The sequence below is a fragment of the Dickeya parazeae Ech586 genome (genome assembly GCF_000025065.1).
Classification (GTDB): domain Bacteria; phylum Pseudomonadota; class Gammaproteobacteria; order Enterobacterales; family Enterobacteriaceae; genus Dickeya; species Dickeya zeae.
The window spans coordinates 2,386,196-2,405,617 of sequence record NC_013592.1 but is presented as its reverse complement, the minus strand read 5'-3'; the positions used below and the strand labels follow the sequence as shown (position 1 = coordinate 2,405,617).

Genomic DNA, 19,422 nt, shown 5'->3' with positions numbered 1-19,422 from the left:
CGCTACCAGCGGGTTTCAGGATAGGCATGTCGGAAAATGGCTATGCGTTATCACTTCGCCCGCAACAGGGAGAAGCGCCACCAACCAGCATGATTTTTCAGGAGCAGGGTTGTTACCGTCATCGCCATATCCTCGCTTATCGCTACGCTTGAACTTGTGTACTAGTTAACTGGAACGCAGAAAGGAAGTCAATAACATTTAACCGGATTTTTTCGGGGACACGTCTGGTGGCTGATGGCAGGATGGCGAGAGCAGGCGGCATAGACCGATCTTTTTTCCTTTTTCGTCAGGTTGATGGCATCATGCCGCCTGAAATTTCCTGAAACAGCGAGATACCCGACGTGCCAGATGAGTTACCCGCATCACCTGCATTTCCCCTGTATGACTTGCACAGCCACACCACGGCGTCTGATGGATTACTGACGCCAGCCGAGTTGGTGCAGCGAGCGGTGAGTATGCGCGTCAGCGTGTTGGCAATTACCGATCACGACACCACGGCCGCGTTGGCGCAGGCGCGTGCGGCTATTGTGCAGCAGGCATTACCGCTGCGGTTGATTACTGGTGTTGAGATTTCCACGGTCTGGGAAAATCACGAAATTCATATCGTCGGGCTGGGAATGGATTGTGACCATCCGGCGTTGACCTCGTTGCTGCAACAGCAGGTGCAGTACCGTCAGCAACGGGCGGAACAAATAGCCCATCGGCTGGAAAAGGCGCTTATCCCCGATGCGCTGGCCGGCGCATCGCGGCTGGCGGAAGGCGGCATGATCACCCGCGGGCATTTTGCTCGCTATCTGGTCGAGCAGAGAAAAGCCGACACGGTCGCCCAGGTGTTTAAAAAATACCTGGCGAAAGGGAAAACCGGCTATGTACCGCCACAGTGGTGTACAATACAACAAGCCGTGGACGCTATCCGTCAGTCGGGCGGGGTGGCGGTGTTGGCGCATCCCGGCCGTTACGATCTGACCACCAAATGGCTCAAACGCCTGATCGGGCATGTTGCCGATTGTGGCGGGGAAGCGATGGAAATTGCTCAATGTCAGCAGGCGCCGGATGAGCGTTCACAACTGGCGCGTTATGCGCACGACTATCATTTGCTGGGGTCGCAGGGGTCGGATTTTCATCAACCCTGTGCCTGGATAGAGTTGGGTCGAAAATTGTGGCTGCCTGCGGGCGTGGAGCCAGTCTGGCAGCACCCGGCGTTGGCGGTCTAAGTTACCACGCTGTGGGTAACAACGGTTACACCGTTGCTGTTACGGCGTTACGGTGACAGTTGTTGGTACGTCGTGCTGGCTCGTTGAGAGTGACAGTGACCTGGATTGATGACGTTATATCGGTTTCGTATTCGTCCCGCTCGGTATTCATACAGCTTTTTGTAGCGTGTCTCTCCTGTTGTAGTCGTTGGCCTGAGAGTGGCGCGTTTTCAGAAGACAGAGGATGTAGCATGAGTCAGTTTTTCTATATTCATCCGCAGAACCCGCAACCGCGTCTGATTAACCAGACGGTGGAAATCCTGCGTAAAAGCGGTGTTATCGTTTATCCCACCGATTCAGGGTACGCGCTGGGGTGTATGCTGGAAGACAAAGCGGCGATGGAGCGTATTTGCCGTATTCGCGAGCTGGACCAAAACCATAACTTCACGCTGATGTGCCGCGACCTGTCAGAGTTGTCCTCCTATGCGTATGTGGATAATGCCGCGTTTCGCTTGATTAAAAATAATACGCCGGGTAATTACACGTTTATTCTCAAGGCAACCAAAGAAGTGCCACGTCGCCTGATGAACGATAAGCGCAAAACCATTGGTATGCGTGTGCCGTCTAACCCGATTGCGTTGGACTTGCTGTCGGTGCTAAATGAGCCGTTAATGTCAACCACGCTGATGCTGCCGGGTAACGATTTTGCCGAATCTGATCCGGAAGAAATTCAGGAACAGCTGGGTAAACGGGTGGATTTGATTATTCACGGCGGTTTTTTGGGGCAACAGCCCACCACGGTTATTGATCTGACCGAAGATGTACCGGTGGTGGTACGCGAAGGCACGGGGGATGTAACGCCGTTTTTGTAATCGGTCTCCTGTAATACGTTATTCTGGCAATAAACCTACGGTCAGGCGCGGGTATCAGGCCTATTGCCGCTAACATTTGGCATACAAATGGGTTGAATCAAGGTATAATCACACTATTCTGCGTTAACTCTTTATTTTTAATGAGTTAACGCATTTCTGGTCATCAATGACATTCCCCCCGACGCCTGTGAAGGCGACATCAGAGGTTGCTCAATGAGCGAAAAGCTACAGAAAGTGCTGGCGCGTGCAGGGCACGGTTCACGCCGCGAAATTGAAAGTATGATTGAAGCCGGGCGCATTAGCGTTGACGGCAAGATTGCCACGTTGGGGGATCGCGTTGAGGTTACCCGGGCGACCAAAATTCGTATCGACGGACATGTGGTGTCAGTTCGTGAAACTGAAGAAGCTGTCTGCCGTGTATTAATGTATTACAAGCCGGAAGGGGAACTCTGTACCCGCAGCGACCCGGAAGGCCGACCGACGGTGTTTGATCGTCTGCCGCGCATTCAGGGATACCGTTGGGTGGCAGTAGGGCGTCTTGATGTGAATACCTCTGGCCTGCTGCTGTTTACAACGGATGGTGAGCTGGCTAACCGTCTGATGCACCCTAGCCGTGAAGTCGAGCGTGAGTATGCCGTACGCGTCTTTGGCGAAGTGGGTGATGATAAAATTCGTCAATTGAGTAAAGGCGTTCAACTGGAAGATGGCCCGGCGGCATTCCGTGCGATTCGTTATCAAGGTGGTGAAGGGCTGAATCAATGGTACAACGTCACCCTGACGGAAGGCCGTAACCGCGAAGTACGTCGTTTGTGGGAAGCGGTGGGTGTACAGGTGAGTCGTCTGATCCGTGTGCGTTATGGCGATATTCAATTACCGAAAGGGTTACCCCGTGGTGGCTGGACGGAGATGCCGCTGGCTGACGTTAACTACTTGCGTGAACTGGTGCAACTGACGCCAGAGACGGTCAGTAAGCTGCCGGTGGAGCGTGAGCGCCGTCGGGTGAAGGCTAACCAGATACGCCGTGCGGTGAAACGCCATGGACAGACGGGCGCAGCGAGTCGTCCGTCTGGTAACCGTCGCAGTGCGCCGAAGCGCAACGGTTGATTGGTTTGTCTGAGGCTGTGCCGACTGGCGCAGCCTCTTTGCTGTTGTTCTTTCCTGATATCTACCAGTCAATTCCTTGCTGGGCTTGAATCCCGGCATCAAAGGCATGTTTCACCGGCCGCATTTCCGTTACGGTATCCGCCAGTTCCAGCAGGTCGCGGTGACAACCCCGGCCGGTAATGATTACGCTCTGATGCGCTGGCCTCTGCTGTAGTGCAGTCATAACATCGTTCAGCGGCAGATAATCGTAGCTCAACATATAGGTCAGTTCATCCAGCACCACCAGATCGAGCGAGTCATCGGCCAGCATACGCAGGCCATGCTGCCACACACGCTGGGCGGCTTCGGTGTCTGTCTGGCGGTTTTGTGTGTCCCAGGTAAAGCCGGTCGCCATCACCTGAAACTCCACCCCATGCTGCTGTAGCAGATTCTTTTCGCCGTTAGGCCATTCACCTTTAATGAACTGGATGACGCCAGCTTTCAGTCCGTGTCCGACAGCCCGGGTTACCGTGCCGAAGGCCGCCGTGGTTTTTCCTTTACCGTTACCGGTGAATACCATCAGAATGCCACGGACATCAGTAGCGGCGGCGATGCGGGCGTCGACTTTTTCTTTTAGTCGCTGCTGACGTTGCTGGTGACGATCATCACTCATAAGCGGATACCCTTTGTTCCATTGTGTGTTGCATCATTCGGCTGGGCCGGGTTTGCGGTCGGGTTGTGCGTCAAAGCTCATGCCGGTCTTACGGCGGCTGTCATCCCCCATCAGATAGAGGTAAAGCGGCATAATATCCGCTGGCGTTTTGAGCTTGTTCGGATCTTCATTGGGGAATGCGGCAGCGCGCATCGGGGTACGAGTACCACCAGGATTGATGCAATTGACCCGCAGGTTGCGGTTGCGATACTCCTCGGCCAGCACCTGCATCATGCCTTCAGTCGCAAATTTGGAGACCGAATAAGCCCCCCAGTTAGCACGCCCCTGACGACCCACACTGGAACTGGTGAAAATAAGCGACGGAGTGGCGGATTTCAGCAGCAACGGCAATAACGCCTGTGTCAGCATAAAAGTCGCGTTAACGTTAACCTGCATGACCTGGTGCCAGACGGTAGCGGATTGTTCAGCCATCGGCACAATGTCACCCAGCAGACCGGCATTGTGTAGCACGCCATCGAGCCGCGGTAGCGCCTGACCAAGCTGTCCGGCTATCTGCACAAAGTCATGGTGGCTGGCGGTCAGCATATCGCAGGGGATGAGATAACTGTGGGTCCCGCACTCTTGCAGGATTTGTTGTTCCACGTCCCGCAATTTACTCTCGGTACGTCCCAGCAACACCATGCTTGCACCATGACGTGCGTAGGTCAGCGCGGCCTCGCGTCCAATGCCGTCACCGGCACCCGTGACCAGAATAATACGGTGTTGCAACAAATCTTTTTTCGGTTGGTAATGCAAAACAGTGTCCTCTGGCTGTCATCATTCGTGGATGATGCGGTGTTCCTAAAAAGCCATCATGGTTTTTTTATGCCTGAAACAATAGGTGTTTTCAATCAGAAGGTCCGGCTTTCTCACAGACTGCGCAGCAAAAAGCAGCGGAAAGTTCAATTTATATATAAAGATCATCGCCATCACGCTTGTCATACGTTAGGTTAGAAGCTCGGCGCCCCGCGCTGTAAACCGTAATGGTTGTTTGAGAATCAACGTCATATATCACATTGGTCAATGAAGGCGGTATTTGTGGAATTACTTTCTCAGTATGGTTTATTCCTGGCAAAAGTCGTCACCCTTGTCGTCGCGATCGGCGCATTGGTGGTGCTGACAGTCGGTATGACGCAGCGTAAACGCCATCGTAAAGGCGAACTGCAGGTGATTAATCTGGGCGAACAATACCGTGAGATGCGGCAGGAGATGCGCTCTGCTGCTATGAGCGACACCGAGCGTAACCTGCTGGAGAAAAAACAAAAAAAAGAAGATAAGGAAACCGCCAAACAGGAAAAGAAGCGAGCCAAACGTGGCGAGGAGAAATCCGCTCGCCCGTGCTTATATGTGCTCGATTTTAACGGCAGTATGGACGCGGGCGAAGTCAGTTCGCTGCGAGAAGAAGTGTCGGCGGTGCTGGCGGTGGCTCGACCGGAAGATGAAGTGTTGCTACGCCTGGAAAGCCCAGGCGGTGTTGTGCATGGCTACGGGCTGGCTGCGTCCCAGTTACAACGTATCCGGCAGCGTGGTATTCGCCTGACCGTAGCGGTGGACAAAGTGGCGGCCAGCGGCGGCTATATGATGGCATGCGTGGCGGATCGTATCGTGGCGGCGCCGTTCGCTATTGTCGGGTCGATTGGCGTGGTGGCACAAATCCCGAACTTCAATCGGTTATTGAAGAATAAAGATATTGATGTGGAATTGCATACGGCGGGCCAGTACAAACGCACACTGACGCTGTTTGGTGAAAACACGGATGAAGGGCGGGAAAAATTCCGTCAGGAATTAAATGAAACGCATCTGCTATTTAAACAGTTTGTCAGCGAGATGCGCCCGTCGTTGGATATTGAATCGGTCGCAACCGGTGAGCACTGGTTTGGTACACAGGCGAAGGACATGGGGCTGGTGGATGCTATTGGCACCAGTGACGACCTACTGATTGCTGAAATGGAAAACCACGAAGTATTGGCGGTACGCTATACCCGCCGCAAGCGTCTGTTGGACCGGTTAACCGGCAGTACCAGTGATGCGCTGGAACGTCTGATGCTGCGGTGGTGGCAACGAGGAAATCATCCCCACCTGTAAGTCGGTTGTTTGACCTGCCTGTCCGCGTATTGCCTTTGTATCAATACCATCAGTGTATTTTGGCGTGCCGGATAGGTGGGTAAATCGGTTTCTTGTGATTTATCACGACTTTTATGTCCAGTACGTTGAGTTTTATTGCTGAGTATGGCATTCCTATTCAAGATTACTGTATTTTTCAATCCATTATAATTTTTAATGTTATTAGTGGCCCACCTTACACGTTCAATTAGTTTTATTTCAAATTTTGAATGGTTAACTGGTTTTTTCACTAAAACTAGATAAAACCAGTTAAATTGTTTATTATTTCTTATGGATTGTAATTTCGGTTTTCATAAGATATGAAGGTTAAACCGACAATCCAGATGTCTGCAAAATGTTGCCAACAGGTCTGGTGACTTTTGCTTCCCATCATAGACGTAAGGAGGTGTGATGAAAATTGATACTGGAGAATATAGCCTGTTGGCGAATCAGCGCTCTCAGATAAATAACGCTACTCATCGTAAAGAGGACGTGTCGGCATTTGCTGCGTTGCTGGCCGCGAATATGAGTTCGGTGTCTCCGACTAGCCAGTCGACCACGGTGCAGACTGAGGCTTATGATTTTACTCATATTACGCCAACTGCTCTACATGAATCCGTCAATCGCCTGATTCGCAGCGGTCAACTGGATCTTGATCAAACAACACCGCTAGTTGGCATGATGGCTTCTACTGAACTGTCTACTGCGGGCGGACTGGGGGCTTCTTCTCTGGGGTATTCAAATGCAGAGCAGCCGATGAACGTATTTAATCGCTTGCAACAGAATATGGCTGTCGCATTGTCACTCAATGATCGCCAAAGTGCGGATAATCTACAAGGTACGATCGATGCGTTACGTCGTTTACAGGGGCAGAGTCTGATGACCGATGTTCGTGCGTAAGTTGGCGGGAAAACGCACTGAGCGATTTCGTCAGTAATTTTGCTATGTTGGCTGCTTTTTTATCCATAGTCGCCTATATGAACTATGGATTTTTTATTTTTCTGACTTTCGGACTATGATTTTATATACCCTAAATAATTCGAGTTGCAGGAAAGTCATTGCATCTACAACTTGATGTATGACGTGCATACAATAAGGTTGATTTATTGTTATGTTGGTGGCGGGTAGATTAGACTAGTGACAGGTTTTTATCTGTGAAAAACAGCCCGGGTGGGCTGTTCAGATAGCGAGTTATTTAATATAGGTTTGTGTGAATAATGTATTTATGGGGGCATTGGTGGATGTGTCCTGGAATTTGAACTGACCGTTATCAGTTCCATCCAGGTTATAATAGTACATCCAACCAACAACGTTATATCCCGCTGGACAAGGGAATGTGTATTGATTCCCAACAACACAAATGGTGTCAGTTTGATAATTGGCTGAACGGGGTAATAAGTTGCCATTCATCCAGGCAATTGGATTACTGCCGTAACCAATTTCCTGCACCGCCACTCTTAGTTGAGCACCGCCGTGATCACAGGTAGTTGATGACTGACCAACAGATGTCATGTATTCCCAGCCACAACTTGATGAACCAACAGCATACACGGTAACTCTAGACAAGGCCGGGGCAGGTGCTCGTAAAGCGCCAGATTGTGAGGTGCGAGATGTATCTCTGGCCGCAGACAGCGGACTTGTACTTTCCAGTGATTCAAACGCTGTCAGACCTAATTCAATAGGTGGTCCTGCCTCATTGGTATTATTAAGGGTCTGAGAATAACTGCCATGACTAAAAATTGCTGCGAGTGACAATAGTAAAGGCAATCCAAATTGCTTTTTCATAACACTCTCCATAAATGATTTTTAATGGATGCCAATAAGGCATCGCTCGAGAGTATAAATAATGATTTTTGTTCTGTAAATAAATCGCAATATTTGTTGTGAAATGTTTTCTGTCTTTTTAAGAATGGCTACTCTTTAAATAATATCTTTTTAAATTAAGTCTATTATATTTCTTTTTTAATTATTTGGGTGTTGTTAATGGTAGCGTTGCCATTCTCCATTATTACGGCCTAAAACATAGGGTCATAGCATGGCTGACGGCGGATAACCGCGAATGCGCAAAGGATAATATTGGTGAATGCCACAGGGCATGTGAACCGGGAAGACTAAAAACACCGAAGAGTTGCAACACCGAAGATGCACCGGGCGGTGTGCTCCCGGTGCAAGGTTGGTATTAATCAACAAGCTGATATTTTTCTGATAAGACGTGCGCCAGATGTTTGAACATATTGAACACGGCTGTGGTTTTGTTCGTCGGGAGCCCATCGCTATCGAGAAAGTACTCGCCACGAAACACCAGTACGCCATTTTTTTGTTCGACTGCATTGGCGATCATGCCATGCAGGTAATCGTCGTGATTCTGAATCAGCGCATTGGCTTCCTGTAACAGGGCTTCGCGGCTAATCGGTGTTTTTTCTTCATTTATGTGTATAAAACCAGGCATGGTCTTTCTCTCCTGCAAGTAACCCTAGTTTTTCTGGCGCTATTGTAGCGTCTGAGCGGGATTTAGCGCAAATTGACTGATTTTTATTCACTACTTTGCCGATAAACACAAGAGTAATGATTGGCGAAAACCGGTTTTACATGCTAATTAGGTTGCGTGGTGCTATTTATCAGGTAGAGTGTGGGATTTTGCATCGTCGGGCAGAAAAATTACGTTATGCCGGGATGGAACCGGTTGCCGATGAGTGAGATGCAGTAAAGAATAATCCTGATTGATCATAGGGTTGCGGCGCAGTGAATGCGTGCGGCGCACCGTCGCCGCGTTAAAAAAACGATTTTCCCGCAACCGTGATGGTTCAGGCTACGCCGGCTGGAAAGCCAGAGCGAATAACTGAGAAAATTTTTTCTTTTTTCAAAGAATTCAGTAGGTAACAATATATTATGGGTAAAGCTCTCGTTATCGTCGAGTCCCCGGCAAAGGCCAAAACGATTAATAAGTACCTTGGCAATGACTACGTGGTGAAGTCCAGCGTAGGGCATGTACGTGACTTGCCGACCAGCGGTTCGGGTTCCGCGAGCAAGAAAGGCGCTGAAGGCTCCGCCGAGAAAGCCAAAAGTGGCGAGAAGGCCAAGAAAGCGGTCAAAAAAGATGAAAAAACCGCACTGGTTAATCGCATGGGCGTTGATCCGTACCATGGCTGGCAAGCCCATTATGAGATCCTGCCCGGCAAGGAAAAAGTGGTCTCAGAGTTAAAAACGTTGGCACAGAATGCCGACCACATCTACCTCGCAACCGACCTTGACCGCGAAGGGGAAGCCATTGCGTGGCACCTGCGGGAAATTATCGGTGGTGATGACAAGCGTTTTAGCCGTGTGGTGTTTAACGAAATCACCAAGAATGCCATTCGTCAGGCGTTCGAAAAACCGGGCGAACTGAATATCAACCGTGTTAATGCCCAACAAGCACGCCGTTTTATGGATCGCGTGGTGGGGTACATGGTATCGCCGTTGTTGTGGAAGAAAATTGCCCGCGGATTGTCTGCCGGACGAGTGCAGTCAGTGGCGGTGCGTCTGGTAGTGGAACGCGAGCGTGAAATCAAAGCGTTTGTTCCGGAAGAATACTGGGAGTTGCACGCCGATCTGCTGGCGAATGCCGAGACGGCATTGCAGATGCAGGTAACGCATCATCAGGGTAAACCCTTCCGTCCGGTAAATCAGGCACAGACACAGGCGGCGCTCAGCCTGTTGGAAAAAGCCAGCTATGTGGTCGCTGAGCGGGAAGACAAACCGACCAGCAGCAAACCGGGCGCTCCCTTTATTACCTCTACGCTGCAACAAGCCGCCAGCACCCGTCTGGGCTTTGGCGTGAAAAAAACCATGATGATGGCGCAGCGACTGTATGAAGCCGGTCACATCACCTACATGCGTACCGACTCCACGAACCTGAGTCAGGATGCGCTGACGATGGCGCGTGATTATATCCAGAGTGAATTTGGTAAACGCTATCTGCCGGATGCCGCTAACCTGTACACCAGCAAGGAAAATTCACAGGAAGCGCACGAAGCGATCCGTCCTTCTGATGTCAAGGTGCTGGCTGACCAGCTTAAAGACATGGAAGCTGATGCACAAAAGCTGTACCAACTGATTTGGCGGCAATTCGTGGCGTGTCAGATGACACCGGCCCAGTATGACTCCACGACACTGTTGGTCAGTGCCGGGGATTATCAACTGCGCGCCAAAGGGCGTACCCTGCGTTTTGATGGCTGGACGAAAGTGATGCCGGCATTACGCAAGAGCGATGAAGACCGGACGCTGCCGACTGTCGATGTGGGACAAGCGTTGTCACTGGAAAAATTGTTGCCAAGCCAGCATTTTACCAAGCCACCGGCACGTTACAGCGAGGCTTCGCTGGTTAAGGAACTGGAAAAGCGCGGCATCGGCCGTCCTTCCACCTATGCCGCTATCATTTCTACGATTCAGGATCGTGGTTATGTCCGGGTAGAAAATCGTCGTTTCTATGCGGAAAAAATGGGGGAAATCGTCACCGACCGGCTGGAAGATAACTTCCGCGAGTTGATGAATTATGATTTCACCGCGCGTATGGAGAACAGCCTTGATCTGGTTGCCAACAGCCAGGCCGAATGGAAAGCCGTGCTGGATGAATTCTTTGCTGAATTCAGCAAGCAACTGGAAACCGCCGAGCTGGAGCCGGATGAAGGCGGGATGAAGCCGAATCAGATGGTGCTGACCAGCATTGATTGCCCGACCTGTAGTCGTAAGATGGGTATTCGAACCGCCAGTACCGGGGTGTTTCTGGGGTGCTCGGGTTATGCGTTGCCGCCGAAAGAGCGCTGCAAAACCACCATCAACCTGATCCCGGAAGCAGAAGTGCTGAACGTGCTGGAAGGTGATGAGGCCGAGACCAATGCGCTGCGTGCTCGTCGCCGTTGTTCGAAATGCGGTACGGCGATGGACAGTTACCTCATCGACAATCAGCGTAAACTGCATGTATGCGGTAACAACCCATCCTGCGATGGCTATGAGATTGAACACGGCGAGTTCCGGCTTAAGGGGTATGACGGCCCGGTCGTTGAGTGTGAGAAGTGCGGTTCGGAAATGCACCTGAAGATGGGGCGTTTCGGCAAGTACATGGCCTGTACCAACGAGACCTGTGGTAATACCCGTAAAATTCTGCGTAACGGTGAAGTGGCCCCGCCGAAAGAAGACCCGGTACCACTGCCGGAACTGGCGTGTGAAAAGTCCGACGCGTATTTTGTACTGCGCGACGGCGCTGCCGGTGTGTTCCTGGCGGCCAATACGTTCCCGAAATCACGGGAAACCCGTGCGCCGTTGGTGGAAGAGCTGGTGCGTTTCCGCGATCGCCTGCCGGAAAAACTGCGTTATCTGGCTGATGCGCCGGTAACCGACCCGGAAGGCAATAAAACGCTGGTGCGGTTTAGCCGTAAGACCAAACAACAGTATGTTTCTTCTGAAAAAGAAGGAAAGGCAACGGGATGGTCGGCGTTCTATGTTGACGGCAAATGGGCAGAGGCCAGCCGTTAATTGTGCCGATAAATTGACTAAAACCGCATTTTTTCCCAGTGGTTACGGTTACATTACCTTAAGCCAGCCTGCACAGGCTGGCTTTTTTGATCCATGAATCATGAATATCATCCGCAGGCAGCCGATAACAAAAAAGGAAATAAAAATCCGTTTTCCAGTGCCAGTACTGTCTAACCAATATGGGAAATGGTTATAAAAAATATTTTTTTATGATTAAATGGCATTTATTACATGGCGGGAATCTACACCGTTGCATTGAGCTGTCACCACCTTGTCAACGCAGATAACGTCAATAACACAGATGCCGCCGCGCATGACATATTACGGAATGGGATAACTTATGAAACTGCAACAGCTTCGTTATATCGTTGAAGTTGTTAATCACAATCTGAACGTTTCCTCCACTGCCGAGGGGTTGTATACCTCGCAGCCGGGGATCAGTAAACAAGTTCGGATGCTGGAAGATGAGCTGGGTATTCAGATTTTTGCACGCAGCGGAAAACATTTAACGCAAGTGACACCCGCCGGACAGGAAATCATCCGTATTGCCCGAGAAGTCCTGTCCAAGGTCGATGCCATCAAGGCTGTCGCTGGTGAGCATACCTATCCGGATAAAGGTTCGCTGTATGTTGCAACGACCCATACTCAGGCGCGTTATGCACTACCTGACGTGATTAAAGGGTTTATCGAGCGTTATCCACGCGTGTCGTTGCATATGCATCAGGGCTCGCCCATGCAAATTGCCGAGGCGGTGGCAAAGGGTACGGCGGATTTCGCCATTGCCACTGAGGCGCTGCATTTGTATGAAGACCTGATCATGCTGCCGTGCTATCACTGGAACCGTGCGGTGGTTGTGAAACCCGATCATCCGTTGGCGGGAAAATCCCAGATCAGTATTGAGGAGCTGGCCGCTTATCCGATTGTTACCTATACCTTTGGTTTTACCGGCCGTTCAGAACTGGATACCGCGTTCAATCGGGCCGGGCTGACGCCGCGCATTGTGTTTACCGCCACCGATGCCGATGTGATTAAAACCTATGTCCGTCTGGGGCTGGGTGTTGGTGTTATCGCCAATATGGCAGTGACACCAACCAGTGATCCTGATCTGGTGGCGATCAACGCCGATAACCTGTTTAGCTATAGCACGACAAAAATCGGGTTTCGTCGTAGCACGTTCCTGCGCAGTTACATGTACGATTTTATTCATCGTTTTGCACCACACCTGACGCGAGATGTGGTCGATACCGCGATTGCGCTGCGCTCCAATGAAGAAATCGAAGCCATGTTCAAGGATGTGACGCTACCGATAAAATAACCGTCGATTGTGCACTCGATTGCCATCCGTGGCGATGTCAATAACGTATGACACAACATGGTATGACAAGCATAAGGGCAGGTGAAAACCTGCCCTTATCATGATAGGAAAGCGCTGTTGTCGGTCAGATATCGACTTTTTCTTTGTATTCGCACAGGTCTTCTATCAGGCATGCGCCGCAACGTGGTTTACGGGCGACACAGGTATAACGGCCGTGGAGAATCAGCCAGTGGTGGCAGTCGACTTTAAATTCAGCCGGGACGTATTTCAGTAATTTTTCTTCTATCTGCTCGACGTTTTTGCCCGGTGCGAAATGGGTGCGATTGCAGACACGAAAAATATGCGTATCGACCGCGATAGTGGGCCAGCCAAAGGCGGTATTCAATACGACATTGGCGGTTTTACGCCCCACGCCAGGAAGCGCTTCCAACGCGGCACGGTCTTCCGGCACCTGACCCTGATGTTGTTCCAGCAGAATGCGGCAGGTTTTGATGATGTTCTCTGCCTTGCTGTTGAATAACCCAATGGTTTTGATATACGCCTTTACACCTTCCACACCTAAGTCCAGCATGGCCTGTGGCGTATTCGCGATCGGGTAGAGTTTTGCCGTTGCCTTGTTAACGCTCACATCGGTTGCCTGTGCGGACAGCAGTACCGAAATGAGCAACTCAAACGGCGAGTTGAATGCTAGCTCGGTAGTCGGATGGGGATTGTTATCCCGCAGGCGGCTAAGAATGGCAATCCGTTTCTCTTTGTTCATATTATTCCGCTAACGTCTGTGATGAACCGATGACGGTGGGGCGTACCGTACGGGCCTGGCGCTGTTTACGTTTCTCGTCGATAAGGTACTTACCGGCCAGCATCATTCCCAGCCCGATAAACGCGCCGGGTGGCAGAATCATCAGCAGGAACGGCGAATCCATGTGTACCACCTCAACGCGCAGTACCCGTGCCCAACTGCCCAGCAGCAGGTCAGCGCCATCAAACACGGTACCGTTGCCAAGGATTTCTCGTATCGCCCCCAGTACAAACAGTGCACTGGTGGCCCCGAGCCCCATGAACAATCCATCCAGCGCGGACAGTATCACCGTATTTTTGGATGCGAACGCTTCCGCCCGCCCAATCACGATGCAATTGGTCACGATCAACGGGATAAAAATGCCCAGCGACTGATATAACCCATAGGCGTAAGCATTGATCAGCATTTGCACGATGGTGACCACCGAGGCGATCAGCATAACGTAAATCGGAATACGAATTTCGCCCGGCACCCAGCGGCGCAACGCTGAAACGGCTATGTTGGTGCAAGTCAGCACCAGTGTGGTCGCAAGCCCAAGCCCGAGTGCGTTGGTGGCCGTTGAGGTGACAGCCAGCAACGGGCAGAGCCCCAGCAGTTGTACCAGCGCAGAGTTGTTTTTCCACAACCCTTGTAAGGCCAGTTCCTTTGTCTGGTTCATTATTTCTCTCCACATGGCGTCAGGCTGGATAAACGCGGCGGCAAGGTCTGCAAAAACAACACGCTGCGTTTCACTGCGTTCACCACCGCGCGCGGGGTAATGGTGGCACCGGTAAATTGGTCAAACTGGCCACCGTCTTTTTTCACCGCCCAGCGACTGTCCTGCGGACCCGTTATCGTCTGGCCGGTAAAACCAGTTATCCAGTTGGAAATACGAATATCGATCTTATCCCCCAGCCCAGGGGTTTCATGATGTTCGGTAACACGAGTTCCCAGCACGTTACCATGAAAGTCCGCACCAATCAGCAGGTGGATTGCGCCGGAATAACCGTCTGGCGCGGTACTTTCCAGTGCGGCCGCCACGGGGGTGCCGTCTTGGCGCGCGATATACACGTGGTGCGGTGAAGTGGAACCCAACGCCGGGTCAGTCACCAGATAACATTCGCTAAGCAGATTGTTGTTATACCGATTGGCAGGCAGTACCTGATCAAGCAGGGCGCGCTGTTGCGCGATGACCTGCTGTGAAATGGTGCTTTCAGTCAGATAGTTGACCAGCGCCGTCAATCCGGTAGTGAACGCGGCAAACAAGGCCAGTGTAGTCGCATGGCGACGCATTGTGGTCAGCAACATAATCCGTCCTTAACGATGGCCATAAGCGCGCGGTTTGGTGAAATAATCAATCAGTGGCACGGTAATGTTGGCCAGTAATACCGCGAAGGCTACACCATCGGGATAACCACCGTAGGTTCGAATGGTCCATACCAGTATGCCGATCAGCGCACCGAATATCAGACGACCCTTGGGGGTGGTCGACGCCGTTACCGGATCGGTCGCGATGAAGAACGCGCCCAACATCGTGGCACCGGAAAACAGATGCAGCAGCGGCGGGGCGCTGATCTCTGGATGAAGATGCCAGCCAGCCAGCGCGCATAAGGACAACGCTAGCAGGAAGCTCAACGGGATCTGCCAGTGGATGACCCGTATCAACAGCATAAACAGGCCACCGGCCAAAAAAGCCAGATTAATCCATTGCCAGCCTAAGGCGCCCACTACGCCGCTGAATAACGGCTGATGCAACAACACATCGGGTTGATGGCCGCTGCGCAAGCCAGTTTTGAAGGCATCAAGCGGCGTCGCCTGACTAATACCATCGACACCCTGGAGCAGTTGCTGGATAGTCTGGCCTGCTGTGCCATGGCCGGTAAAGATAGCCATCAGCGCATCCTGAAAACCGACAGGGGATGCCTGCAATCCCTGTGGCGGTAGCCAACTGGTCATTTGTACTGGAAAGGAAATCAACAGAACAACATAACCTATCATCGCGGGGTTAAACGGGTTTTGCCCCAGTCCGCCATACAACTGCTTGGCGATAATAATCGCGAAGGTTGTTCCTAATATCACCATCCACCAGGGGGTAAACGGCGGCAAACTGACGGCCAGTAATACTGCGGTTAACAGCGCGGAACTGTCCAGCAGTGTTTCCAGCACCGGGCGTTTTCGCAAGGCCAGGATGACCGATTCGGTAAAAAGCGCGGTGATGCTGGCCAGTGCCAATTGAATCAGGTTGCCGTACCCGAAAAACCAGACTTGCGCTACGATGCCGGGCACACAGGCGAGCAGGACCCAACGCATAATCGCGCGGGTGGACTGGCGGTTATGGGTAAACGGTGAGGGTGCGATTCTAAAAGCCATTTAATCCTCTTGCGATGCCGACAATGCGGCGGCTTTACGTGCTTTAACCCGGGCGATAGCGGCGGCGACGGCGGCTTTGCGCGGGTCGAGGCTGTCGTTCTGGGTGGCGTCGCCCGGTGCAGCAGTGAGAGCACTGTCGGGAGCGGTGACTGCCGTTAATGGGGATGCTTCAGGTGACGTTGTCACACTCTCGGTGCTGTCGGCCTGTCCGGTGCTATCAGATAGTGCCGCTTTACGGGCTTTAACCCGAGCTATAGCAGCGGCGACCGCCGCTTTACGTGGGTCGAGGTTGTCGTTCTGGGGCGAGCCAGTCGGTGTAGTCGTGAGACGACTTTCGGGGGATGCGCTTGCCGTAGATGGTGAAATATCCTGTGACGTTGTCACGTATTCGGAGTTATCAGTGTCTTCGGTATGATCAGAGTGTGCCGCTTTACGAGCTTTTACCCGAGCAATGGCAGCCGCGACTGCCGCTTTACGTGGGTCGAGCTTGTCGTTTGCGTCGCTTGTTTCAGCATCAGTGGTTGTGATACCGCTGGTTGTAATATCAACGGTGGTAACGCGCATTGCCTCAGCCTGACGGGCTTGCACGCGCGCGATAGCGGCAGCTACGGCAGCTTTTGGGGTATTGTCGTGCGTGGTATCCAGTGCTTTTTCCGCCTGCCGTTCACGTAACTGCGCTTTGCGCGCCTCGCGGGCGGCAATAACGGTACTGTTGTCCGGCAACTGCCCCGGCTCAATGCGAATGTCGGGTTTAACGGCGGTGGCCTGTTTGTTTCGAACTCTTTCCAGCGCGGCCATCACGGCGCTTTTATCGGTAGCGGCGACACTGGCAGCGGCCTGTTTATGCCGTTGTTCACGCGAGCGCTTTTCACGCTCCAGTCGGGCCTGACGAGCATCAAAGCGCGCTTTCGCTTCGGCGGCTTTGCGGGATTCCTGACTCAGCGCCTGAATCTCGGCTTTTTCCTGGCGGTAATATTGCACCAACGGGATATTGCTGGGGCAAACATAGGCGCAGGCACCGCATTCGATACAATCGAACAGGTGGTGCTGGCGCGCTTTCTCGTGCTCTTGTCCCCGGCTAAACCAGTAGAGTTGCTGCGGTAGCAGCCCGGCCGGACAGGCATCGGCGCACTTGCTGCAACGAATACAAGCCTGCTCCTCTTCCTGCACCTGAATTTCATCGCGGGCAGGGGCCAGAATACAGTTACTGGTCTTGATGATTGGCACGTCCAGTGCGGGCAGGGTGAACCCCATCAGCGGCCCGCCCATAATGACCATGGGTTGAGTGGTGGTGACGTGATAACCAGCATGACGCAGCAAATGACGTACCGGTGTTCCCAGCCGTACCCAAACGTTACCCGGCTGGCGCAAGGCATCGCCGGTGAGGGTGACGACACGCTCAGTTAACGGTTCACCATCAATAACCGCGCGTTTGATAGCATAGGCCGTGCCGACATTTTGCATCAGCACGCCAATAGACGCTGAATGCTTGCCGAATGGCACTTCTTTGCCCGTCAGAATTCGGGTTAGTTGTTTGGCGCCGCCAGACGGATATTTGGTGGGAATGACGCGCATTTGAATGCGCGGGTAATCCACCAGCGCAACACGTAGTGCTCTGATGGCTTCCGGCTTGTTGTCTTCAATACCCAGCAGGATGCGTTGCGGTTGTAGCAGGTGGTCAAGAATATCGACCCCTTGTGCAATTTCCTGTGCGCACTCTTGCATCAGCCGGTCGTCGGCGGTGATATAGGGCTCGCATTCAGCGGCATTGATGATCAGGGTCTCGATGCCGCGCAGGCCGCCCTGTAATTTGGCGGCGGTGGGGAAACCTGCGCCACCCAGCCCGGCGATACCGGCTTGATGTAGATGCTCCACCAGCTCAGACGCTGTTGCCTGACGATAGTCGACCAGCTTACGGCGTTCACACCAGCGGTCTAACCCATCTGGGATAATAATGATGCTCAGTTCCGTCAACCCGGAGGGATGGTTGCTCATATGCTGACGGATAGCATGCACGGTGCCGGAGGTCGGTGCATGCACTGGCAGCATACGGCCAAAGCCACGCGTCAACGGTTGCCCTCGGAGTACTTTGTCACCGACGTTGACGCACAGGTCGCCTTCCGGGCCAAGATGTTGCTTGAGCGGGATAATCAGATAGTCAGGCATAGGCGCTTGCCGTAGGGGTACCTGACTGGATTGGGTTTTCATTTCCGGAGGATGAATCCCGCCCGCAAAATCCCAGATTCTGTCTTTTCTAAAGGCGGCGAACAGCTTAAACATGGTTTTCGATCACACGGTTTTCCGCCTGAATGACACGCACCGGAATGGCGTCGAGATTCCATTTCCAGTTGGCGGTTGTCGGCGCTAAAGGTCTTAAGTCAATACAATCCGTCGGGCAGGGGGCCACACACAGGTTGCAACCGGTGCACAGATCACGGATGACGGTATGAACGGCACGCGTGGAGCCGATAATGGCGTCGACCGGGCAGGCCTGAATACATTTGGTACAACCGATGCAGTTCGCTTCGTCTATCCAGGCGACCTGAGGTTCTGGTTTTTGCGGCGTATCGGCATCCAGCGGTTGCGGTTCGATGTTCAGACGCTCCGCCAGCTTGAGCATCAGCGGCTCTCCGCCCGGTACGCATTTGTTGATGAGCTCGCCATTGAGGGCGATAGCTTCAGCATAAGGTCTGCACCCCGGATAGCCACACTGACCACACTGGCTCTGTGGCAGCATCGCTTCCAGATGTTCGACTACCGGGTCGGCCTCCACGCGAAAACGCCGGGAAGCGAATCCCAGAATGAGCCCGGACACTATCGCCAGTGCGCTGAGAGCGACAATGGCCATTCCGATAGTGTTCATCACAGTTTCACCAACCCGGTAAAGCCCATAAAGGCCAGCGACATGAGCCCTGCAGTCACCAGTGCAATCGATGAGCCCCGGAACGGCGCCGGTACATCAGCGACCGCAAGGCGCTCACGCAGTGCAGCAAATAACACCAATACCAGTGAAAAGCCGACGGCAGCACTGAATCCATAGATGGTGGATTGCAGGAAATTGTGCGACTGATTGACGCTTAACAATGCCACCCCAAGGACGGCGCAATTGGTGGTGATCAGTGGCAAGAAGATACCCAGTAAGCGGTATAGCGCCGGGCTGGTTTTGCGTACCGCCAGTTCGGTGAATTGTACCACGACGGCAAACACCAGAATGAAAGCCAGCGTGCGCAGGTAGAGCAGGTTTAGCGGCAGCAAGACATAGGTGTTGACCAGCCAGGAAAATACCGACCCTATCGTCATCACAAATGTGGTAGCAAACCCCATGCCGATAGCGGCTTCCAGTTTTTTGGACACGCCCATGAATGGGCATAGACCCAGGAATTTCACCAGTACGAAGTTGTTGACCAGAATCGTGCCAACAAACAGTAATACATATTCGCTCATTACAGTGCCTACACAATAAAACCGGCGTATTATCGGGCATT

At 52.4% G+C, this 19,422-nt stretch carries 19 protein-coding genes and 1 other annotated feature (1 of these 20 running past the window's edge); of the genes, 8 read left to right on the top strand and 11 right to left on the bottom strand.

The window, feature by feature from the left end:
- Window positions 1-89, bottom strand: a sequence feature (Trp leader region) (it extends 11 nt beyond the left edge of the window).
- The 4 genes from DD586_RS22365 to rluB all read left to right on the top strand — a co-directional run bounded on the left by DD586_RS22365 (window position 27) and on the right by rluB (window position 3,169).
- Window positions 27-152: a hypothetical protein gene (locus DD586_RS22365; RefSeq protein ID WP_012884789.1), complete on the top strand. Its 126-nt coding sequence runs from the start codon at window positions 27-29 to the stop codon at window positions 150-152. It overlaps the preceding feature by 63 nt.
- A 189-nt stretch (window positions 153-341) precedes the next feature.
- Window positions 342-1,214 (top strand): RNase RNM, encoded by an 873-nt coding sequence (gene rnm, locus DD586_RS10475; RefSeq protein ID WP_012884788.1) that lies wholly within the window; start codon window positions 342-344, stop codon window positions 1,212-1,214.
- A gap of 230 nt (window positions 1,215-1,444) precedes the next feature.
- On the top strand, window positions 1,445-2,065 hold the full coding sequence (locus DD586_RS10470; RefSeq protein ID WP_012884787.1) for an L-threonylcarbamoyladenylate synthase: 621 nt from the start codon (window positions 1,445-1,447) through the stop codon (window positions 2,063-2,065).
- Window positions 2,066-2,278: 213 nt separating this feature from the next.
- Complete coding sequence (gene rluB, locus DD586_RS10465) at window positions 2,279-3,169, top strand: 23S rRNA pseudouridine(2605) synthase RluB (RefSeq protein ID WP_012884786.1); 891 nt, start codon at window positions 2,279-2,281, stop codon at window positions 3,167-3,169.
- Between the two features lie 61 nt (window positions 3,170-3,230).
- Here rluB and cobO read toward each other — a convergent pair whose 3' ends face one another.
- A complete protein-coding gene (gene cobO, locus DD586_RS10460) occupies window positions 3,231-3,821 on the bottom strand; it encodes a cob(I)yrinic acid a,c-diamide adenosyltransferase (RefSeq protein WP_012884785.1) in 591 nt (196 codons plus the stop codon).
- Between the two features lie 33 nt (window positions 3,822-3,854).
- Entirely contained in the window at window positions 3,855-4,616 is a 762-nt protein-coding gene (locus tag DD586_RS10455) for a YciK family oxidoreductase (protein ID WP_012884784.1), read from the bottom strand.
- 282 nt (window positions 4,617-4,898) lie between these two features.
- Between DD586_RS10455 and sohB the strand changes: the two genes are divergently transcribed.
- Window positions 4,899-5,945 carry a protease SohB gene (gene sohB / locus DD586_RS10450; protein ID WP_012884783.1) on the top strand — a complete coding sequence of 349 codons (1,047 nt, stop codon included), beginning with the start codon at window positions 4,899-4,901 and terminating at the stop codon, window positions 5,943-5,945.
- A gap of 429 nt (window positions 5,946-6,374) precedes the next feature.
- Window positions 6,375-6,863, top strand: a complete 489-nt coding sequence (locus DD586_RS10445) for a hypothetical protein (RefSeq protein ID WP_012884782.1) — start codon at window positions 6,375-6,377, stop codon at window positions 6,861-6,863.
- Between the two features lie 291 nt (window positions 6,864-7,154).
- Here DD586_RS10445 and DD586_RS21395 read toward each other — a convergent pair whose 3' ends face one another.
- Window positions 7,155-7,748: a YolA family protein gene (locus DD586_RS21395; protein WP_012884781.1), complete on the bottom strand. Its 594-nt coding sequence runs from the start codon at window positions 7,746-7,748 to the stop codon at window positions 7,155-7,157.
- Between the two features lie 394 nt (window positions 7,749-8,142).
- Complete coding sequence (locus DD586_RS10440; protein WP_012884780.1) at window positions 8,143-8,412, bottom strand: YciN family protein; 270 nt, start codon at window positions 8,410-8,412, stop codon at window positions 8,143-8,145.
- Between the two features lie 440 nt (window positions 8,413-8,852).
- Here DD586_RS10440 and topA point away from each other — a divergent pair, with 440 nt between their 5' ends.
- Both topA and cysB read left to right on the top strand, forming a co-directional pair.
- On the top strand, window positions 8,853-11,474 hold the full coding sequence (gene topA, locus DD586_RS10435) for a type I DNA topoisomerase (protein ID WP_012884779.1): 2,622 nt from the start codon (window positions 8,853-8,855) through the stop codon (window positions 11,472-11,474).
- A 340-nt stretch (window positions 11,475-11,814) separates the two neighbouring features.
- On the top strand, window positions 11,815-12,789 hold the full coding sequence (gene cysB, locus DD586_RS10430; protein ID WP_012884778.1) for an HTH-type transcriptional regulator CysB: 975 nt from the start codon (window positions 11,815-11,817) through the stop codon (window positions 12,787-12,789).
- A gap of 124 nt (window positions 12,790-12,913) precedes the next feature.
- On the opposite strand, the gene nth is transcribed toward cysB, so the two are convergent.
- The 7 genes from nth to rsxA are packed head-to-tail and all read right to left on the bottom strand — an operon-like array spanning window position 12,914 to window position 19,381.
- Entirely contained in the window at window positions 12,914-13,549 is a 636-nt protein-coding gene (gene nth / locus DD586_RS10425) for an endonuclease III (RefSeq protein WP_012884777.1), read from the bottom strand.
- Window position 13,550: 1 nt separating this feature from the next.
- Window positions 13,551-14,246, bottom strand: a complete 696-nt coding sequence (locus DD586_RS10420; RefSeq protein ID WP_012884776.1) for an electron transport complex subunit E — start codon at window positions 14,244-14,246, stop codon at window positions 13,551-13,553.
- A complete protein-coding gene (gene rsxG, locus DD586_RS10415; RefSeq protein WP_041164932.1) occupies window positions 14,246-14,872 on the bottom strand; it encodes an electron transport complex subunit RsxG in 627 nt (208 codons plus the stop codon). Before rsxG ends, DD586_RS10420 begins: the two co-directional genes overlap by 1 nt.
- Window positions 14,873-14,884: 12 nt before the next feature.
- Entirely contained in the window at window positions 14,885-15,937 is a 1,053-nt protein-coding gene (rsxD, locus tag DD586_RS10410; protein WP_012884774.1) for an electron transport complex subunit RsxD, read from the bottom strand.
- Window positions 15,938-18,217 (bottom strand): electron transport complex subunit RsxC, encoded by a 2,280-nt coding sequence (gene rsxC / locus DD586_RS10405; protein WP_012884773.1) that lies wholly within the window; start codon window positions 18,215-18,217, stop codon window positions 15,938-15,940. It abuts the gene before it with no gap.
- Window positions 18,210-18,800 carry an electron transport complex subunit RsxB gene (gene rsxB, locus DD586_RS10400; RefSeq protein WP_012884772.1) on the bottom strand — a complete coding sequence of 197 codons (591 nt, stop codon included), beginning with the start codon at window positions 18,798-18,800 and terminating at the stop codon, window positions 18,210-18,212. The genes rsxC and rsxB overlap by 8 nt, the downstream gene beginning before the upstream one ends.
- On the bottom strand, window positions 18,800-19,381 hold the full coding sequence (gene rsxA / locus DD586_RS10395; RefSeq protein ID WP_012884771.1) for an electron transport complex subunit RsxA: 582 nt from the start codon (window positions 19,379-19,381) through the stop codon (window positions 18,800-18,802). The genes rsxB and rsxA overlap by 1 nt, the downstream gene beginning before the upstream one ends.
- Window positions 19,382-19,422: the final 41 nt, after the last annotated feature.